Source organism: Mesotoga sp. UBA5825 (assembly GCF_002432955.1).
In the GTDB taxonomy this organism is placed as follows: Bacteria; Thermotogota; Thermotogae; order Petrotogales; family Kosmotogaceae; genus Mesotoga.
In genome coordinates this window covers 113,311-131,490 of the sequence record NZ_DJHG01000083.1, presented here as the reverse complement: position 1 = coordinate 131,490, position 18,180 = coordinate 113,311, and the positions used below count along the sequence as shown (strand labels likewise).

General features: G+C 45.7%; 16 protein-coding genes. 1 reads left to right on the top strand and 15 read right to left on the bottom strand.

Going from position 1 to position 18,180, the window contains the following annotated elements:
* Window positions 1–43: 43 nt before the first annotated feature.
* The 5 genes from B3N33_RS08585 to B3N33_RS08565 form a co-directional block, all read right to left on the bottom strand.
* Entirely contained in the window at window positions 44–1,288 is a 1,245-nt protein-coding gene (locus B3N33_RS08585; protein WP_292592971.1) for a hypothetical protein, read from the bottom strand.
* 105 nt (window positions 1,289–1,393) lie between these two features.
* Entirely contained in the window at window positions 1,394–2,023 is a 630-nt protein-coding gene (locus tag B3N33_RS08580; protein WP_292592970.1) for a YkgJ family cysteine cluster protein, read from the bottom strand.
* Between the two features lie 568 nt (window positions 2,024–2,591).
* Window positions 2,592–3,914 (bottom strand): xylose isomerase, encoded by a 1,323-nt coding sequence (xylA, locus tag B3N33_RS08575; protein ID WP_099828653.1) that lies wholly within the window; start codon window positions 3,912–3,914, stop codon window positions 2,592–2,594.
* A gap of 14 nt (window positions 3,915–3,928) precedes the next feature.
* Window positions 3,929–5,404: a xylulokinase gene (gene xylB / locus B3N33_RS08570; RefSeq protein ID WP_214061090.1), complete on the bottom strand. Its 1,476-nt coding sequence runs from the start codon at window positions 5,402–5,404 to the stop codon at window positions 3,929–3,931.
* A gap of 12 nt (window positions 5,405–5,416) precedes the next feature.
* Entirely contained in the window at window positions 5,417–6,589 is a 1,173-nt protein-coding gene (locus tag B3N33_RS08565) for an ROK family protein (RefSeq protein ID WP_292589887.1), read from the bottom strand.
* A gap of 1,183 nt (window positions 6,590–7,772) precedes the next feature.
* On the opposite strand from B3N33_RS08565, the gene B3N33_RS08560 reads away from it, so the two are divergent.
* Window positions 7,773–7,868, top strand: a complete 96-nt coding sequence (locus B3N33_RS08560; protein WP_258006229.1) for a hypothetical protein — start codon at window positions 7,773–7,775, stop codon at window positions 7,866–7,868.
* A gap of 183 nt (window positions 7,869–8,051) precedes the next feature.
* On the opposite strand, the gene B3N33_RS08555 is transcribed toward B3N33_RS08560, so the two are convergent.
* The 10 genes from B3N33_RS08555 to fabG form a co-directional block, all read right to left on the bottom strand.
* On the bottom strand, window positions 8,052–9,017 hold the full coding sequence (locus B3N33_RS08555; protein ID WP_292592968.1) for an alpha/beta fold hydrolase: 966 nt from the start codon (window positions 9,015–9,017) through the stop codon (window positions 8,052–8,054).
* A gap of 34 nt (window positions 9,018–9,051) precedes the next feature.
* Window positions 9,052–9,756 (bottom strand): ABC transporter ATP-binding protein, encoded by a 705-nt coding sequence (locus B3N33_RS08550; protein WP_099828656.1) that lies wholly within the window; start codon window positions 9,754–9,756, stop codon window positions 9,052–9,054.
* Window positions 9,756–10,472, bottom strand: a complete 717-nt coding sequence (locus tag B3N33_RS08545; protein WP_214060286.1) for an ABC transporter ATP-binding protein — start codon at window positions 10,470–10,472, stop codon at window positions 9,756–9,758. The genes B3N33_RS08550 and B3N33_RS08545 overlap by 1 nt, the downstream gene beginning before the upstream one ends.
* Before the next feature lies 1 nt (window position 10,473).
* Entirely contained in the window at window positions 10,474–11,412 is a 939-nt protein-coding gene (locus B3N33_RS08540) for a branched-chain amino acid ABC transporter permease (protein WP_099828658.1), read from the bottom strand.
* Window positions 11,409–12,347: a branched-chain amino acid ABC transporter permease gene (locus tag B3N33_RS08535; RefSeq protein WP_292592978.1), complete on the bottom strand. Its 939-nt coding sequence runs from the start codon at window positions 12,345–12,347 to the stop codon at window positions 11,409–11,411. The genes B3N33_RS08540 and B3N33_RS08535 overlap by 4 nt, the downstream gene beginning before the upstream one ends.
* A 61-nt stretch (window positions 12,348–12,408) precedes the next feature.
* Window positions 12,409–13,644, bottom strand: coding sequence for an ABC transporter substrate-binding protein (locus B3N33_RS08530; protein WP_099828660.1), 1,236 nt, complete (start codon window positions 13,642–13,644; stop codon window positions 12,409–12,411).
* Between the two features lie 100 nt (window positions 13,645–13,744).
* Complete coding sequence (locus tag B3N33_RS08525; protein WP_214060283.1) at window positions 13,745–14,944, bottom strand: acetyl-CoA C-acetyltransferase; 1,200 nt, start codon at window positions 14,942–14,944, stop codon at window positions 13,745–13,747.
* A gap of 10 nt (window positions 14,945–14,954) precedes the next feature.
* The gene (locus B3N33_RS08520; RefSeq protein ID WP_099828662.1) at window positions 14,955–16,253 is read right to left on the bottom strand and encodes an acetyl-CoA hydrolase/transferase family protein; all 1,299 of its coding nucleotides are present in this window, start codon (window positions 16,251–16,253) and stop codon (window positions 14,955–14,957) included.
* Window positions 16,250–17,428, bottom strand: coding sequence for a TetR/AcrR family transcriptional regulator (locus B3N33_RS08515; RefSeq protein WP_214060282.1), 1,179 nt, complete (start codon window positions 17,426–17,428; stop codon window positions 16,250–16,252). The genes B3N33_RS08520 and B3N33_RS08515 overlap by 4 nt, the downstream gene beginning before the upstream one ends.
* Window positions 17,425–18,171: a 3-oxoacyl-[acyl-carrier-protein] reductase gene (gene fabG, locus B3N33_RS08510; RefSeq protein WP_103134389.1), complete on the bottom strand. Its 747-nt coding sequence runs from the start codon at window positions 18,169–18,171 to the stop codon at window positions 17,425–17,427. The genes B3N33_RS08515 and fabG overlap by 4 nt, the downstream gene beginning before the upstream one ends.
* Window positions 18,172–18,180 lie beyond the last annotated feature (9 nt).

The window sequence follows — 18,180 nt, the reverse complement described above, 5'->3', positions numbered from 1 at the left end:
CCCCTTCTCAGGTGCGCCTGTCGAATCGTCATTTGCAAACGAACTAGAAGTCTAGCGTTGCGAGAATTCCGGTGTACCATTTAGCCCAGTTTTCTGCATCCTGCGAATCGGCCAGTCCAACCAAAGCAAAGTACTCTCCTGGACCGAACACTTCGGCATCAACAGATTCGGAGAACAGTGCTATCCAGCAGAGTTGTCCAGAGAAGTCCAGAGCGAAAACGTTTACTGTTGACTCCCGACCGATATTTCCAGAATAGCTATCAACTACCTCGAAATTACCAAATCCACCAAGATACTCATAAACGAGCTCATTAAGTACGCCTTCAGTACTTGTAGGTTCGTCTGTCTCACCGACAAAAAGCTTGCCGACAATAGTTCCACGCAATCCTAAATCGGCTACCTCAAAATAGTCGGAAAGGTAAAACTGCACTGAGAATTCTGGCGGCATCAAGAATCCGAAATAGTCGCCTTCAACCTCTAGCCAGTCATCAATATTGATATCAATATCATCTTCTTTGAGAAGTGAGTCGATCATCTTGACGAAAAGATCTGTATGTTCACTCTTTTCCAATTCAGGAACAACTACTTCTTCTTCCAATTCTTCTTCCACATCGATAAAGCTTCCGACGATTTTGGAAATGATTTCCTTCGCCATTTCGAGTTCTGAACCTTGGTAATTCGCGAGCTCGAAAACGAACATCGTTACCGGTCCCGGTTCCGTCACATCCAGTTCCTCAGATGGATAGTACACGGCAATGAATGGATACTCTGCTTCCGGTCTCACCTTTAATGATGCAAGATAAGCAACGAGCCCGCTCTCAAGTTCTACTGTCTCTTCATATGCCCTGTCAGTCGAAGCGCTCTCGCCATAAAGAGAAGCGACCACCGCCTCAACCAACTCTTCACGCTCATAAGACTCAAGCTGATAGAAGAAGAGCCTACCGAACAAAGCGTTGTCTTCATCGAAGATTTGAGCGTCGTAGTTCAAACCCATCTTCTCCTGGAAGATCGAGTAACTATCGGGTATCATTATTTTCGAAGTGCCAATTGTCTCGGTCTTCCACGCAGGATCATCCGGGCCTTTCCACCCTTCTCTGAAGGTTACCAGTAGTGAATCTACAGTTCTTAGAGTAAGAGCAGGCAACCCTTCCGGAGCGGGAGGAACCGCCTCCAAATCAGTAGCTTCGATGGTTTCTGTAGGCTCGGGAGTAAGAGTCCTCAATCCGAGCTGTGCAGAAAGGGTAGCAGCAACAAGAATCATCACAAAAATAATGAACAGTCTTTTCATACGTGCGCCTCCTCTTTCTTTGAGTCTCAAACGCAAAGACTTCTTAGAAGAATTCTACTACCAGAGCTTGGTTTATGATACTCAAATCGGGACCCTAATACGAACTTACGCCGTTCTGTCGAAACCTTTTGTCGTGTAGTCAACTCTCATGCCCACATACTCAAGCGCTCTTCTCAGAGCCACGTTAATTGAATAAGTCCTTGTTCCCATATAAGGATCAACTCCCTGAATACGACTGGAGAACTCGGAAAATACTGGAATTCGCGACCCTTCAGAAATCCTTTCAAGTAGCTTGCTGACACATTCTGGACAGTTTGTCTTCAAAAGCCTGCATATCGCCGGAACTACCTTACCGAACTTGTCCATTACACCTGAAAAACCAAACATCCTGCATAGCAGTGGCCTGTATCTGTATTCTGTGCATCCGCCTTCCTTGCTCAATTCTGGTGAGCTCTCAAAAAGAATACAACTATCGTCGTCCAAAACGGTCTCCAATGTCGAAAGAAACAGCTCGGCTCTACCCTCATTCCAGAGTTTCAAAGAAAGCGGAAGAAATTCGGTGATTGTTACCTGAATAGCATCGTCGCGAGTTCTACAGCATTCTCTGCAGGAGGGGGGGCATCTTAAGCCGGTTTCGATCCGGATTTGATTTGTTAGCTCTTCAACTGAATCAAACAGCTCCTGTACTTCGAGTGCCTTTCCATATAAGTCTTTGAACGACAGATCGATTATCAATGACGTTCCTCCTCCAGACACGCTGGAGAAATCTTCTCACCTCTAGCAGCGCAAATCAATCCTTCACAAGTAAATTCTGCATGGAGTTATCGCGAGTGTGTGATGACAAAACTATCACAAAGAGGCAGTTATACTTCCTAAGCAAGGCGCTTGTTCTGTACTTTCTCGTGAGAGCTTTGTTGGCATTTCGCTTGCTAAACTGCCTGTATCAACGTCGATCTGGAATGGTTGGAAGATCCGCATCTGCCGAGATTACGGAAAGACGAAGATATGAGTTTCAACCTAAGAAGAGCTGAACTAATCGAAACACAAAAGATGTGGCTGTTGCGGTTTTCCTCTTTGACAGAATCTGTGGGCATTTAAAAGTACTTTGTGTATGCTTGCTTGCGCCGGCTGATTCACGTCAACGCCCGCGAATCATTCTCACGCGTGAACCTTTTATAGAACTGAAATTCGGATCTGGAGCAACGCGCACTGACATCTCTAGAAACTCAGCGGGTTCCTCTACATTCCGAAAGGAGAGCAGCCTCAAGCAGCTGCTCTCCAAGATTGCTAAGGAGTTCTCCAATTATCTACCTGCAGAAACGATCGACCAGTTGACTAATCTTTCGAGATACTCCTGTCTAGAAGGCTCCGGAAGGGGACTCTCTTTATCTATGATGTATTCTTCAAGCGACTTGAAGCTGGCTCTACCTTCTTCAATCTCCTTTCCTATTCCTGAATCGAAGCTTCTGTATCTTTCTTTCAAGAGGTCTTCCAGCGTGCCCTCCTGCAAGAGTTTGGCGGCGGCCTTCAGTCCCAGAGCGAATGTATCCATACCAGCTATATGGCTTGAAAAGAGATCTTTCTCTTCATAAGAACCCCTTCTCACTTTAGCATCGAAGTTCAAACCACCGGGATTGAGACCCCCGTTCTTGATTATCTCGTACATTCCTAGTGTTGTGGAGTAGACATCTGTCGGAAACTGGTCCGTATCCCATCCTAGAAGCAAGTCTCCCTGGTTTGCATCAACACTTCCAAGAAGACCATTGATCCTGGCAAATCTCAGTTCATGCTGAAAGTCATGTCCGGCAAGGGTTGCGTGATTGGCCTCAACATTGAACTTGAAGTGCTCTTCAAGACCGTACTTTCTCAGGAAAGACAATGCATTTGCCACATCGAAATCGTACTGGTGCTTCGTAGGTTCCATGGGTTTCGGTTCTATCAGGAATTGGCCTTCGAACCCAATTTCCTTCGCATAATCTACAGCCATGTGGAAGAATCTGGCAAGATTTTCTATCTCTAGACTCATATTGGTGTTAAGAAGAGTTTCATACCCTTCTCTTCCTCCCCAGAATACGTAGTTTTTACCGCCCAGCTCTTTTGTAACTTCAATCGCTTTCTTCACCTGAGCAGCAGCATAGGCATAGACATCCGCATCGCAAGATGTGGCAGCCCCATGCATGAATCTCGGGTGCGCAAACAAGTTTGCCGTTCCCCAAAGTATTCCGACGTTGCTTGTTTTTAGATGATCGGAAATATGTCTCACTATCTCATCGAGATTGTTGTTTGTCTGCCGCAGAGTATTTCCCTCAGGGGCAATATCTCGATCATGAAAACAGAAGTAGTCAATGCTTAGCTTTTCGCAGAACTCAAACGCTGCATCGACCTTAAGCTTTGCCAGAGTCATAGGATCCTTAACGCTGTCCCAGCTTCTTCTCGCTGTCGGCTGACCGAACATGTCTAGTCCATCACCCTTGAAGGTATGCCAGAAAGCCACAGCAAATCTCAGATACTCTCTCATAGTGGTCCCCATGATTGTCTCTTCAGGGTTGTAGAAACTGAACGCAAGCGGGTCGCGATTATCCGGCCCTTTGTACTGAATTCTCTCTATCTTGTCGAAAATGCTCATTGCAGTCCCTCCTTTCAGTTGACAATTTCCTGCTGCAAGCGGCTAATCTCTCCGAAACGTTCTTTCATGCTAATATATAGATCCTTGTATATCCTGAATACCCTGTCGTATACACTCTTCGCGTTTTCGTTTGGTCTGTATTCTCTCTTCATCTTTATCCACGATGAAGAATCCAGACCCAATGCCTTAGAAGCAAGGCGAGCAGAACCGTACGCGGGACCTTCATCGACTTCGGGAAGCCAAATCGTCTTCCCAAGGTTATCTGCCACTATCTGGCACCAAGTATCGCTTCTCGAACCTCCCCCGACGATTCTCACATCATTCATGTCTGATCCTAGGCCCTCAATCAGCTCAGCCCCTTCTCTCAAGGCATAAACCACACCCTCGTAGATGCTTCTGAAAATATCCCCCTTGCTGTGGAAGGATGACAAGCCGAATATGGTACCTCTTGCATTCGGATCACGATGAGGAGTCCGATCGCCGTTCAGGTATGGAAGAAACACAACTCCGTTCGAACCCGCTGGCGCATTTTTTACTAGATTCTCCAAAGCATCGAAAGAGAGGCCCGCACCAAACCTCTCTTTGAACCAGTTTAAGGAGTTTGTCGCGGACAAGATCACGGCCATATGATAGAAGTCATTGCCGGTAACATGCCGGAAGAGATGAACCGCACCTTTGGGGTCGGGTCTTCCCTTCCTAGTCAGTGCAACAACAGTTCCAGAGGTACCGATACTGACCATTGCGTCACCCGGATTCTCGACACCGCATCCGTAAGCCGATGCCGCGTTGTCGGCACCACCTACTACAACGGGAACGTTTCTCAGCTCAGGAAGCGAAGCGCTCGTTACCGTTCCCGCTATCTTGCCCGATTCGATCAGCTCCGGACTTGCTGACTCCTCAATACCTACGATCTCCATAATACTTCTGTCGAAGCCGCCTTCAAGATCGAGCATAGAAGTACCGGAAGCATCTGAGAAATCAGTCACAGATCTTTCCGTGAGTTTGAAGACTATGTAGTCCTTTGGCAACATCCACTTACGTATCTTCCTGAACTTATCGGGCTCGTTTTCTGCAAGCCAGAGGATCTTGGGAAGCGTGAACCCTGTCAACACAGGATTTCCAAATCTCTCAACGATCTTTTTCTCCCCGCCATACAACTCGGTAATTGTTTCACACTGTCTTTCAGTTCTCTGATCACACCAGAGAATCGCCGGATACACAACGTCTCCATCTTCATCTAATGCGACAAATGAATGCATCTGTCCGCTGATTGATATCGCATCGGGAATAACTCTGTTTCTTTGAACTAAATCCTTTAAGACGACTTCGGCTGCATTCCACCAGATCTCGGGGTTTTGTTGAGCCCAGCCCGGCCTCGGCGTCTCCATTGAGATCTCCTCCGTGGAAGAAGCGATAATCCTCCCATTTTCGTCGACCGCTATTCCCTTCACAGAGTTTGTTCCTATGTCTATTCCTAAGAAAATGCTCATAGTCGTACTCCTTTAAACAAAATCGATGGTCTTCTTATCAATTATGTGAAGAGCCGCCCCAATCATCTTGGAACTTGCTCTTCCCTTTTCGTGAAGTACGCTTCTTATGACTCTTATGTTCTGTCCGGTGGCGTATAGAACCCTTGAATTGACCAGATCAACAAGGTTGCGCAAAGATCTTTCGGGAAGCATTGACGCGACGCCGCCCAAAACGACAACTTCGGGATCGAGTGAATTAACTATGTTGATTATCCCTACACCCAGGCTTCTTTCAACCTCCTCAAGAAGGTACTTATATTCTGGATCTGACGAACTCAACACACCTAGATACTTCTCGTTGTTACTACTTCCTCTCAGAGCAAATCCCATCTCTTCTGCCCGACCAACTATTGCTTCGGTAGAAGCTATAGTCTCCCAGCAACCAAAGTTTCCACAATAACATTGCTTCCCATCTGTCTGAACCGTCATGTGCCCCAATTCGCCTGCAGAGTAGTCCCGGCCTCTATAAATCTGCCCGTCGAACATTATCCCGCACCCGATTCCCTCTGACACATATACAAAAACGATATCTCCTGCATTTGCAAGAGCGGGGTTATTCCACTTCTCGGCAATCAAAGAGAGATTTGCTTCATTGTCAAGAAATACAGGGTAGCGTCTGGATAGCCTTTCTTTGAGCACAAGATCTTTCCAGTTCAGATGAGGAACGTATACTATTCTTGAGTTCTCAACATCGACAATTCCAGGGACTGATACGGAGTAACCGAGAAATCTATACTTAGGGATATTTTTGGAAATTACCGAAACCTTCTCGGCAAGAATTTTCATGAACTCAGAGAAATCGGGAGGTGTTCTGAATTTGCTCATGACCGAAACAGACCCATCGAAGAATCCTTTACCTACTGTAGTCTCTTCGACGCCAATATCTATTACAATAGACATGAAGGCCTTTCTGTTGAGGCGAAGAACGATGGCCTTTCTTCCAATACGACCGGTCTCCTCCGCTCTTACTTCTTCACAGAGCCCAACAGACAAAAAGTCCTTTATTATTTTTGTTATGGTACTGGGGTTCAGACCCGATGCAATTGCAAGGTCTCGTCTAGTTGTGACAGGACTCTTCCTCAACAAATGAAGAATCAGCTTTCTATTAGATCTTCCAATGTTTTCTGAATCCAGCTTCTTTCCCACCAAGGCGAAATCCCCCTTTCTACTCTAGCTTACTACCTAATACAGATTAGAATAAATCTCAACAGGAGCATTTAGAGGCGGTTGTTAAGGAATATCACTCTTAACTTGTCTTTTCCTAATTTATTTATTGCCGCAAAAAAATGAAAGAGTTTTTCACTGTTGGTATCCTCTGATAGTTCTTATTTCACTGCTTGAGAACAATTCAACCTTATTGCATGACAATTCTAACAGAGGGAAAGGATGAAGACAGAGAAAAGAACCATGTTTGATTAAGGATAAATAATCAAAAACAATCGGCTGAGCATTCTCATTCCAGTGCTTATTTCTCTATCGGTAACTGCCTCAATAATTCACTTGGATGATCAGCCAAAGGTTGTCAGATTAGTTGAGAAGGATCCATGAATGCCATTCCGCAGAAACATCTTTCTTTACCTTCTTCCCAAACCTTCGTTGTATTCAGCCAAGAATGCGTTCAAATTCCTGTATGAATCTTTATAACCTTCTTTAACGATGACTCTGAATATGCTGGCTATTGTCTTTCTTTCATGATTAAGAGTGATTATAGTTTCTTTGTATGGGTTCATTGATGCTTTGCAAAGCAGAATTCTGAGAAGAGCACTCGGACGTTTCCTCAGGACTTGATTCGGTTCGGACATAAAAGAAAGAGATGATTCTCAGTTTGAAGAGTTGATAGAGAAACCGTAGACGAGAAGGAGATGCTACTTTTCATAACTGAGAGCGCGATTTTATCATCTGTTCAGAAAGCAAATCTCCTTGAACTGCTTGAAAACCCGTCTCAGACAAAAGAGGATCTCTTATATCTATTTGAATGGTTCCTGAAAATGTTTTCAATAAGATCAGGAATGATGTAAGGAAATCTAACCGGAAATATCTGAGATTGCTCGAAAGACATGTTGAAGATGATGGAACATCATACCTTGAGAGTCAAAATGTCGTCAGTCTTTTTGATGTTCTTGAAACAGTCACTACTCTAGAACTAAGTGTCTCTCCTTTTCTTGGTTGGTCTCGACCAGGCAAGTTTGATGATCAATAAAGACAGGTATCTTTTCATTCTTGGCTATGACAGAATAGAAGTACCATTCAGAGAAAAAGACGAGCGTTGGAGTGTATAGATTTTTCTGACGCACTTGCCAGCAAGGAGAGACTTGCTATTTTGAGAGAAGTGAGCAGAGAACCACATCGTCCAGTTAGGCTTGCAAAGAAACTGAAGATCTCCGCCGGAGATCTAAGCAACCACCTCGAAAAACTGAAGAAGTGAAGGCTTTTGGAGAGTGTCTATGATGGTGAACATGTGAAATACACCGTTAGGGCCGACGAAATTAAGAGATTGGCCAGCGATAGACTAGACAGACTACTCAAGGAAAAGACCGAATGAATATCGATTATGAACTTACACTCCAAACAAACGGGGCCAGAGGCCCCGTAATCATTTGAAAGAGATTCATTTACCAACGAAATCAATGAACAAGTCCATAAACAGCTCAGTGTTCTCAACGATAATACTGTGTCCATACTCTTCAAGGACCTTTACTTGCACATTCCTAATGACTCTTTCAAATCTCCTCGCCATCTCTTCTGAGATTATCTGATCTAGCTTTCCCACGATGATCAGAAAGGGAACTTCGGTCCCTTTTAGCTCTTGAGTAAAATCGTATCTGTCAAGAGCCCTGGCATTTTCGACAAAACACCTTCCGTCCATCAGGAGCGCCTCTTCAACCAGAGCCTCTAGAAACTCGTCCTCCGCTCTTGTCGGCATAACCCCAACAAGAGCCTTCTTCAGGAGGTCTCTGTTGCCCTTATACATCTCAAGATATGGATAGGCCTCTTCAGGTGTAGTAAGTCCGTCAGGCGGAGCCGGATCGACAAGAACAACCCGGTCGATCAGATCGGGTCTCTTCACAACCACGCTCTGAGCAACCGCTCCACCTAAAGAGTGACCGACTAATACTACTCGGTCAACTTTCATCTCAAGTATGAAATCAATAACATAGTTCGCGTAATCTTCAATACTTACTTCTTCAAGCCTATCCGACCTTCCGAAATTCGGCAAGTCAATTGCATAACCTTTGAATCTCCGCGGAAGAATCTCTAGAGAAGGCTCGAACCATTTGCTCGAGGCGAAGTTTCCATGGACAAAGACCACTGGAATTCCTTCAGAATCCACGGTTTCAAGATAGAAGATCTTCTTGTCGACAACTTTAACGTACTTCTTAGCAATCTGCCTCTTCATGAATAACTCCCTCCCGTCTAGCAAGTTGGTTTCTCGATCATTATCTTTCGTATTAACATCTTTGAACACAATCGAAGCACTTTCACCAACTTCCAGCGCAAAAGCATTTCTCTCAAAACCGATTGTCATGAAGACCAGGTAGGTCATCAGAACCACTGCCAACTGCTTCTCTCGCATTTCAAATCACTTCTAAGAAGCCTCTTAGTCTACCCTACAAACCAAGATAAGAGCGCTTGACATATTCATTATGCATAAGGTCTTCCGCAGTACTCTCGATTGCAAGAGTTCCGTTCTCTATGACGTAACCCCGGTCGATTACTTTCAGACCCTGCCTAACGTTTTGCTCAGAGAGAATCATAGAGACTCCTTCAGATTTTATGGCTAAGAGTTTCTCAAAGAGCTCTGAAACCAGAGAAGGTTGGAGTCCCACTGAAGGCTCATCTAGAATCAGAAGTCTAGGAACCGCCATCAGAGCACGGCCCACTGCAAGCATTCTCTGCTGACCTCCGCTCATAGTTCCCGCCAGCTGATAAGCGCGTTCCTTAAGAATCGGAAAGATCTTGAATACAAAATCAAGCCTCTCTTCAATTCTATCTCTCGCCTCCTTGATGTAGGCAGCTCCAATCTTCAGGTTCTCGAGAACGTTCATAATAGGAAAGAGCTCACCGTCCTGAGGCACTACAGATATACCTTTTCTTATTATCGTATGGGTTTCGTACGGGATGAGAGATTCCCCTTCAAACAGTATTTCTCCGCTCGTAGGTTTAACCAAACCAATGATTGAGTTTATCAGGGTGGTCTTTCCCGCTCCATTGGGGCCGAAAAGTCCAACGGCTTCTTCTCCAACCGAAAAAGAGAAGTCCGTTACAACCTGAATTCTCCCGTATGAGACGTTTACGTTCTTGACTTCAAGCATCAGGCATCCTCCCCCAAATAAGCGGTGATCACGTTGTGTTGCTGTGAAACCTCACTATATGGACCTTCAGCGATAATTGCTCCTCTGTCTAGCACAATAACTCTCTCAGTAATCTCTCTAATTACACTCATGACGTGCTCTATTATGCAGATTGTCACACCTGTATCTCTAATCTTTCTTACAGTGTCTATCATCTCTCTGGTTTCATCCATATTCAAACCCGACATAACCTCGTCTAGAAAAAGAAGCTTTGGCTTTGTTGCCATAGCTCTGGCGATTTCGATCTTCTTGATATCCAAGACAGTTATCTTATCAAGGACTTCATTAGGTTTAGCAAGACCGATCGTTTCGCAAAGCTTAATCGCGCTCTTTCGACCATCCTTTAGCTTTTCTCCGTTTCCGAACAGCCCACCAACCATAACATTTTCAGCTACGGTGAGATTCTTAAGGGGGCGCGCAATCTGGAAAGTTCTGGCTATACCCAAATGGCATCTCTTGTGAGTAGGCAGAAAAGTAATATCCGTACCATCAAAGAATATTCTGCCTTCACTCACAGTATGTAGTCCCGATATCACATTTGTAAGCGTTGTCTTTCCTGCGCCATTGGGACCTATTAGCCCTAGAATCTCGCCCTGCCGAATCTCCATTGTGACATCATCTACAGCTACAAGCCCGCCAAAGCGCTTAGTTACTTTTTCAACTTTGAGTATACTCATGTTATCGTTCCTCCAGACGGCGTTTTCTGAAACCAAGAACATCTTTGATTGCGCCATATACACCGTTGGGTAAGAAGAGGACTACCACAACAATAATCACACCGTAGATTATCAGGTGGCCGTACGGCATGATCAGTTTAAGATACTCAGAGGATAGCCCAAGAATTATCGCTCCAATTACTGAACCTATTGTTGAGTAGATTCCCCCAACCAGGGCCATCGCTATCGGCAAGAGAAGATAATGAGCCGAAAAGCTGCTCTCGGGGAAAACGAAGCCGTACTGCAGAGCGTAAGTCGCGCCGACCACACCCTGAATCATCGAAGTTACAACAAAGACGAATATCAAATACTTGTATATGTTCACTCCGTGAGATTTAGCAACGGTCTCATCCGCCCTGATAGAGTCAATGGCGAAGTGTATTCTGGTTCTTTGGAATACTTCTGAAATTACTATTGTAATCAAGGCAACACCCAGCATAAACCAGTAGACCTTGTTGGAATCGTAGTTGAAGAGGGTGCTCAAAACGACTTTACCGCTCGGACCACCCGAGATCTTGTGAAGGTTCCTTATGATGACCATAAAAACGCTCGCTAGAGCCATTGTAGTAATAGCGAAGTAAAGACCTCTAAGTCTGAGGATTGCCATACCCAGAACCAGAGATACAACTCCGGCGACAAGTCCACCGATTATGATTCCTGTGATAGGATCAACTCCAAGATCAGCTGCAGCGATGATTCCTGCGTATCCTCCCAGACCAAAGAAGCCTGCTGTGCCAAATGACAATTGACCCGTTCGTAACATCATGTCCCAGCTTAATGCAAGAGTCATGAACGTAAGTATCGTTATGGCAACACTTATGAAGTATGCTTCCGTGAGCAGTGGCAGCATCACAGCCGCTGCGAGAACAATCAGAAGGAGAATCGGTTTAATAATCTTCATAGTGATTGCCTCCTTAAGGATCTAATCATGATAACTGCTATCAGTACTCCAAAGAACACGATGTCAGACCAACCGGCATATCCGGGAATCGATTGAACGATTGCCTCTCCCACTCCTAGAACAATACCACTTATCAGAATCCCGGTTAGGTTACCGAGACCTGCCATTGCAACTAGACTGAATGATTTCATAGTGAATGCCGCGCCCACAGAAGGAAAGATTGCAAATCTCGGCACCATTACCCCTGCTGCAATACCAAGTATGGCGACCGATAAACCAAAAACAAAGAGATAGACGAAATCGGTGTTTATCCCTACAATCTTTGCTCCGCGAGGATTCTGACCGACTGCAAAGGTAGCCTGCCCTAATCTTGTCTTTTTTAGAAAGAGTTGAAGAGCGATTAGCACTGCAAACGCTAACACAACGTAAAGCAACTCGTAAGTACCGAATCTAACGCCGGCAATCGTCGTTGAGGACGAAGAATAGTCAACATAGACGCTTCTTGGCCGGGTAGTCCAGATAACCTTCATGAGTTCCAGAACTATCATCGATATCCCGAAAGTGAGAAGCAGCTGGTTAAGGTGTCCTGCTTTAAGAACCCTGGTTACCGTAAGCTTATAGATAACAACTCCTAGAATGAATAGCAGGAAAAACGCGGGGATTATCGAAACAAGAGGATCCATACCGGTATTGACTGCAAATAGATAAACAATATAAGTTCCCAGCGATAGCAAATCGCCGTGGGCAAGGTTCATTATTCCGACTACTCCGAGAGTTAGAGCCAGAGGAAGCCCTATCAGTGCATAAAGACTACCTCTCTGAACGCCATAAATCGCGGCTAGCGGCCTCCAGACCGCGACAACCACAAGTATCGCGACAAGTATCAAAATGCCTCTATGCTTTCTCAAGAAAGAGATCTTTTCCAAGTCTTTCACCACCCTGGTAGCAACTTTTTCAGATAATAAGGTCGGGCATTGCTGCCCGACCTAAATCAGACTATCTCCCATCCCAGGAAGGGAATGGATATTCAGGTTCAGCTGTCTTTAACTCTAGAGGCCATATTACGTGCTGTTCGCCACCCTGCCACTGAAGTATCTTCTGAGCAGTGAAGCCCTGGTGCTTTATGACGTTACTTGGCGCAATCTTCAAGACATCACCGATTGGAGACGCATATTCCACCTGCTCCAGGGCCTTGATAAGCGCAGACTTCTCAATAGTACCTGCAGCCTTGATTCCTTCTGCAAGGAAGTAAATGTTAGTGTAACCGAGAGGAGCAAAGTAAGTTGCCGGCTCTTCCTTGAACATCTCAATGTAGGCATTCCAGAAGTGCTCGGCTACGGGGCTGATTCTGTTGATCGTTGGAGCCCACATTCCGTATAGGGTAACTCCTTCTGCCAGGGGAGAGTCGCCGAAATGTGCCGGCCATCCTGGAGGTGCTCCAACAAAGAACTTTGGTGAGAACCCGACTTCCTTTGCCTGCTGGAGCATTGGAAGAGCATCCGCGTCATAACCCGCCCAAACGAAAAGATCCGGGTCATATTTCTTCGCCTGCTGAAGCATCGCTCGGTAATCTCCTCCGCCAAGTGCAGCACTCTTGAACGAAACTCCCATGTAGTCGCTCATGACTTCTGCCCAAGCTCCCTGGCCTTCTGCAGCCAGTGCCTGAAGGACCAAATATGCTTCATGAGAACCGGTGCCGAAAGCTCCTTCTTCATACGCCAGGAAGACTTTGTTGATCTCAATATCAGGATAGGCTTCGGCCAGATCCGTCCAACCCTGGCCGTAGCTGGCTCCCTGCTGATAATCCCATGGATGCAGATGGAAATACCAGTCTGCGTCCGGACCGACTGCAACCTCACATTGCGAACCGGCAGCACCTATCCAGATTGTGACCTTCTGGAAGCTCTTCATAACAGGAATCTGCGCGAAGTGAACTCCAGTGCTCATACCACCGACAAAAAAGTCCACTCTATCAACGGTAGCAAGCCTGGAGATCGCTGCCGCACCCTTCTCCGGCGTCATTTCGTCATCAATTACTATCAACTCCAGAGGTCGTCCTAGTAAACCGCCTTCTGCGTTGATTTCACTTACTGCAAGTCTCATTGCCTTTGCAGCCTGATCTCCGGTGATGTCACCCAAGGGAAGAACAGCACCGATCTTGATCGGAGTAGCTGCAAAAACGATTAGTGAAGTTACAGCAGCCATAAGTAGAACCAAAAATACCTTTTTCACTTTCCCACCTCCTACGTAGGTTGTACTCCAGATGATTTCAAAAGAACGTTGGAACAAGAAAACTCTTTCCCAAAAAGCGGCATTACCTGTGATTCAGAAATTAGACTCTCCTGACAACTACTGCGGTTCCCATTCCTCCGCCGATGCAAAGGGAAGCAAGCCCGAATTCGAGATCTCTCTTCTCCATTTCGTGGACGAGCGTAACGATGATTCTGTTCCCTGAGGCTCCAATGGGATGACCAAGAGCAATTGCACCTCCATTAACATTGGTTCTTTCAATCAGCCATTCCTTTGTGACTCCGTAGATCTCCATAAGTCCTCTAATCACGGAAAGCGCCTGAGAAGCGAAAGCCTCATTGAGCTCGATAAGCCCTACATCCTTGATGTTCATCGCAGCTTTATTGAGAGCCTTTTCAACGGCTGGAACAGGACCGTATCCCATATATGCTGGATCGACTCCCGCCTGAGCAAATGAGACTATCTCTGCAATCGGTTTAAGCCCGTACTTCGTTACTGCTTCTTCACTTGCCAGGACGGTTGCACTTGCACCGTCATTGATTCCCGATGAATTCCCTGCCGTTACTGAACCATCCTTCTTGAATGCAGGTCTCAGCTTCGCCAAAATCTCCATGCTTGTATCTCTAGGATGCTCATCGGTATCGAATACAATGTCTCCCTTTCTATGCTTTATGACAACGGGAATGATTTCATCCTTGAACTTTCCTGCGGAGATTGCTTCTTTTGCCCTCTTCTGGCTTTCAAGTGCAAATTCGTCTTGCTCCTGTCTGCTTATGCTGTATTTTGCTGCGAGATTTTCCGCAGTAACGCCCATGTGATAATCGTTAAAAACATCCGTTAGCCCATCTCTTATCATGTGATCCGTTATGGAGCCGCTGCCCATTCTGTAACCAAACCTTGCCTTGTCCAGCATGTAAGGGGCTATAGACATGTTCTCCATACCACCTGTCAAGACCAGATCGGCTTCGCCCGTAAGGATATCCTGGGCCCCGATCATCGTCGATTTCATTCCGGATCCGCATAGCATGTTCACTAGATATCCGGGACTCTCGATAGGTACGCCTGCTCCGATTGAGACCTGCCTTCCCGGTCCCATACCTTGATTGGCAGTCAATATGCAACCCATTATGGTTTCTTCGATGTTCTTGGGGTCTACCTCTGATTGTTCTATCGCAGCCCTTGATGCAGTAACACCAAGCTCGACCGCCGGAACATCTTTCAAAGCCCCTCCGAAAGTACCTATTGCTGTTCTCTTTGCACCAACTATGAAGACCTTCTTCATCAAAAACCTCCTAAATCAATCCAACCTCGCTGGCCTGTTTTCTTAACTCAGATCTAAAATCGGGATGAGAGATGTTAAGCAAAGACTCTACTCTCTGGAAGACATTTAGACCCTTTAACCTCGCGATTCCAAACTCAGTGACAACATAATCAGTATCCTGCCTAGGCACAGTTACCGGAGAACCCAGAGGGAGAAGAGGAACGATTGTGGAAACGGTTCCCTTCTTGGCGGTGGACCTCAGAGCAATTATCCCCTTTCCGTTCTTCGCCATAGAGGCCCCTCTGTGAGTATCAAGCTGTCCTCCTGTGCCACTATAGTGCCTTGTTCCGATTGCTTCCGAACACACCTGTCCTGTTAGATCAACGGATATGGCAGTATTTATGGATACCATGTTATCGTTTTGCGCAACGACGTAAGGATCGTTCACATAGCTCCCTCTAAGCAAAAGAACCCCAGGATTGTCTTCCACAAAGGAGTACATTCTCTTCGTTCCAAGGGCGAAAGTAGCAATGAACTTTCCTTTCCAGAGACTCTTTCTCGAATTCGTTATCGCTCCCTTTTCGAAGAGATGAATCATGGACTCCGTGAACATTTCGGTATGTATTCCAAGTTCATGCTTGTCTTCCATCAACTTGGCAACGGCATTTGGAATACCGCCGATTCCGATCTGCAGAGTGGCGCCATCTACAACTAATGACGATATATGCTCGCCAATTCGCATCTCCGTCTCCGAGGGTTCGGTATCGGGAAGCTCAGGAATATCAAAACTGTTCTCTATCACATAGTCAACTTCGCTTATGTGAACATGTGTGTCCCCATGGGTTCTTGGAGCCCTGTCGTTTACTTCCAGGATCACCATTTTCGCGTTCTCAACCATGTCCCTCTCGTAAACGGTAGAAAGGGAAACCGTCATGTAACCATTCTTGTCCATGGGAGATGCGACTCCCCAGAATATGTCGGGTTTGTTGGCCATAATACGTTCCACGCCAGCAGTATGTAGATTATTCGGAATGTAGGTTACAGTCCTCAGTCCGTTGCTAACTGCCTTCCTAGCACCCGTCGAGTGGAACCATGATTCATTAAGGAATCTTCCTTCGTACTCTCTGTTAACAAAGAAGGGGTACTCGCCAATGTTCAAACAAGTTGCTACTGCTACGTTTTCGACACCATCAACCCTGTGGAGATTTTCAAGAAGACCCCGAGCTTCCATAGCGGCCATGCTGGTCACGATTTTTGTACCAGATCTTACGTTCCTGAGGCCTTCTTCTATGCTAATTCTCTTCTTCTTATATTCATCCTTCCAATTCAACTAAAAGCACCTCCGTACCCTTTTGCCATTAGCGAAGCAAGTTCTATCAGATGCTCGTCCCATTTCTCGTATTCCTTTTCATTCCTAAAGAGAAGATCCAGACCCATGAAGTGTCCGATCCCCATCAAGAAGACTCCAAGATCTCGCGAGTCAATCTGTCTAATCTCATTCTTGAATCTGGCCTCTTCAAGCGAACTTATGTATGATGTGAGGAGTCTTTCATAGTAGAAGCGGCCTGTCTCCGGCTGCACAAATTCCGACTCTCTCACGATGTTGTAGAGCTCCTTGTGAACATCCATGAACAGAAGAAACGCCTTGTAAGACCTGATCTCTCTGTTTAGTCTTCCTTCAACGCCGGAAACGGCGTCTCTCATTGTTCTCCTGAGATTCCTGTTTGCCTGATAAACAAGCTCCTGAAGGAGTTTCTCTTTGCTTTCGAAATGCAAGTAGAATGTACCTTGACCGTAACCTGCCCTACTCGTGATATCGTAAATCGAAGTCTCGAAATACCCTTTCTCGCCCATAAGCCTTTCCGCAGCAAGAAGAATGACTTCTTTCGCCTTGGTACCTCCGCTTGCCATTGTTCTGTCAAAAGTGAAATCAAGTGCTTCTCTGTCAAATTGCTCAGATTTAACAAATCCACCCAGAGTAAAATCAACCAACGACTCTACAGTGGAATCAGGAACCCTTGTTCCGTTGTAGATAATCCAGTAGATAGCAGTAAATCTCGAACTACCAACAAGAAACCAAAACTCGGGCATTGAAAGTGTGGACTTGCCTATAGAGATAGTTGAAAGAAGAGAATCCTTATAGGTCTTGTCGACCGAACTCTCAACATCGGGAAATCTATACTCGGCTTCGTGGAATGCGATAAATTTCTTCCTCGATCCCCAAAGAATATTGAAGACAGTTCTATACAGATTGAAGAGTCTTTCTCTGGAATCACGACCGGTTATCGAGGTTGTTGCGGCCTCGAATTCAGCCTTAATGTCCTGTACAATTTCCTTAAACACCTGTTCTTTTCCTGCGTAATGTCTGTAAAAGGCTCCATTAGACAATCCGCAGGTCCTACATATATTGGCAACAGACGTCATCTCAAAACCAAGACGACTGAACAGCTCTTCAGCCGCCTGCTTTATCTGTAATCTTGTTCTCTCACTTCGAGAGATCTTCAAATCACGAGTCCCCCGTCGACACCGATCACCTGACCGGTTAAGTAACTTGCTTCGTCAGAAATCAGGAAGAAGTACACATTTGCAATCTCCTCGGGAAGACCCATTCTCTTCAACGGTATCCTCTCTTCGAGCGCTGTAATTATCTTCTCGGGCATTTTCTCAGTCATTGGAGTCTTAATGAAACCAGGAGCGACAGCATTAACTCTGATCTTGGCTCCTTTTCTAGAAAGCTCTTTTGCCCAAGTCTTTGTCATGGCTATTACTCCTCCTTTGGAGGCGGAGTAGTTTGACTGACCGATATTTCCAAACACTCCGACAACTGAAGAGGTGTTGACAATTGCACCATAACCTTGATCAAGCATCACAGGCGCAATAGCCTGTGTCATGTTAAATACACCCTTCAGATTCACGTCGATAACTAGATCCCAATCTTCTTCCGTCATTCTCTGGATCAGTGCATCCCTAGTGATTCCAGCGTTGTTAACAAGCCCATCAATGTGACCATACTCACTCTTGATTTCGTTGACCAAATCAGCTATTGCCTTTCTATCCGTCACATTCAGCTTCTTTGGTATTACCTTTCCCGGGAGCTCGGCGAATTCATTCTTCAAGCCTTCAAGACCTTCAGTATCCATATCGCAGGCATAGACTATCGCCCCTTCTCTCGTGAATCTCTCAACTGCTGCTTTACCAATACCTCTTGCGCCACCAGTAATGATGACAACCTTACCTTCCATTCTCACCTTTACGCC

Excerpts from the sequence above, each read along its gene's own strand:
- B3N33_RS08555 (WP_292592968.1), bottom strand. The coding sequence starts at position 9,017 with ATGCGAGAGAAGCAGTTGGCAGTGGTTCTGATGACCTACCTGGTCTTC.
- B3N33_RS08585 (WP_292592971.1), bottom strand. The coding sequence starts at position 1,288 with ATGAAAAGACTGTTCATTATTTTTGTGATGATTCTTGTTGCTGCTACC.
- B3N33_RS08550 (WP_099828656.1), bottom strand. The coding sequence starts at position 9,756 with ATGCTTGAAGTCAAGAACGTAAACGTCTCATACGGGAGAATTCAGGTT.
- xylB (WP_214061090.1), bottom strand. The coding sequence starts at position 5,404 with ATGAGCATTTTCTTAGGAATAGACATAGGAACAAACTCTGTGAAGGGA.
- xylA (WP_099828653.1), bottom strand. The coding sequence starts at position 3,914 with ATGAGCATTTTCGACAAGATAGAGAGAATTCAGTACAAAGGGCCGGAT.
- B3N33_RS08545 (WP_214060286.1), bottom strand. The coding sequence starts at position 10,472 with ATGAGTATACTCAAAGTTGAAAAAGTAACTAAGCGCTTTGGCGGGCTT.
- B3N33_RS08525 (WP_214060283.1), bottom strand. The coding sequence starts at position 14,944 with ATGAAGAAGGTCTTCATAGTTGGTGCAAAGAGAACAGCAATAGGTACT.
- B3N33_RS08540 (WP_099828658.1), bottom strand. The coding sequence starts at position 11,412 with ATGAAGATTATTAAACCGATTCTCCTTCTGATTGTTCTCGCAGCGGCT.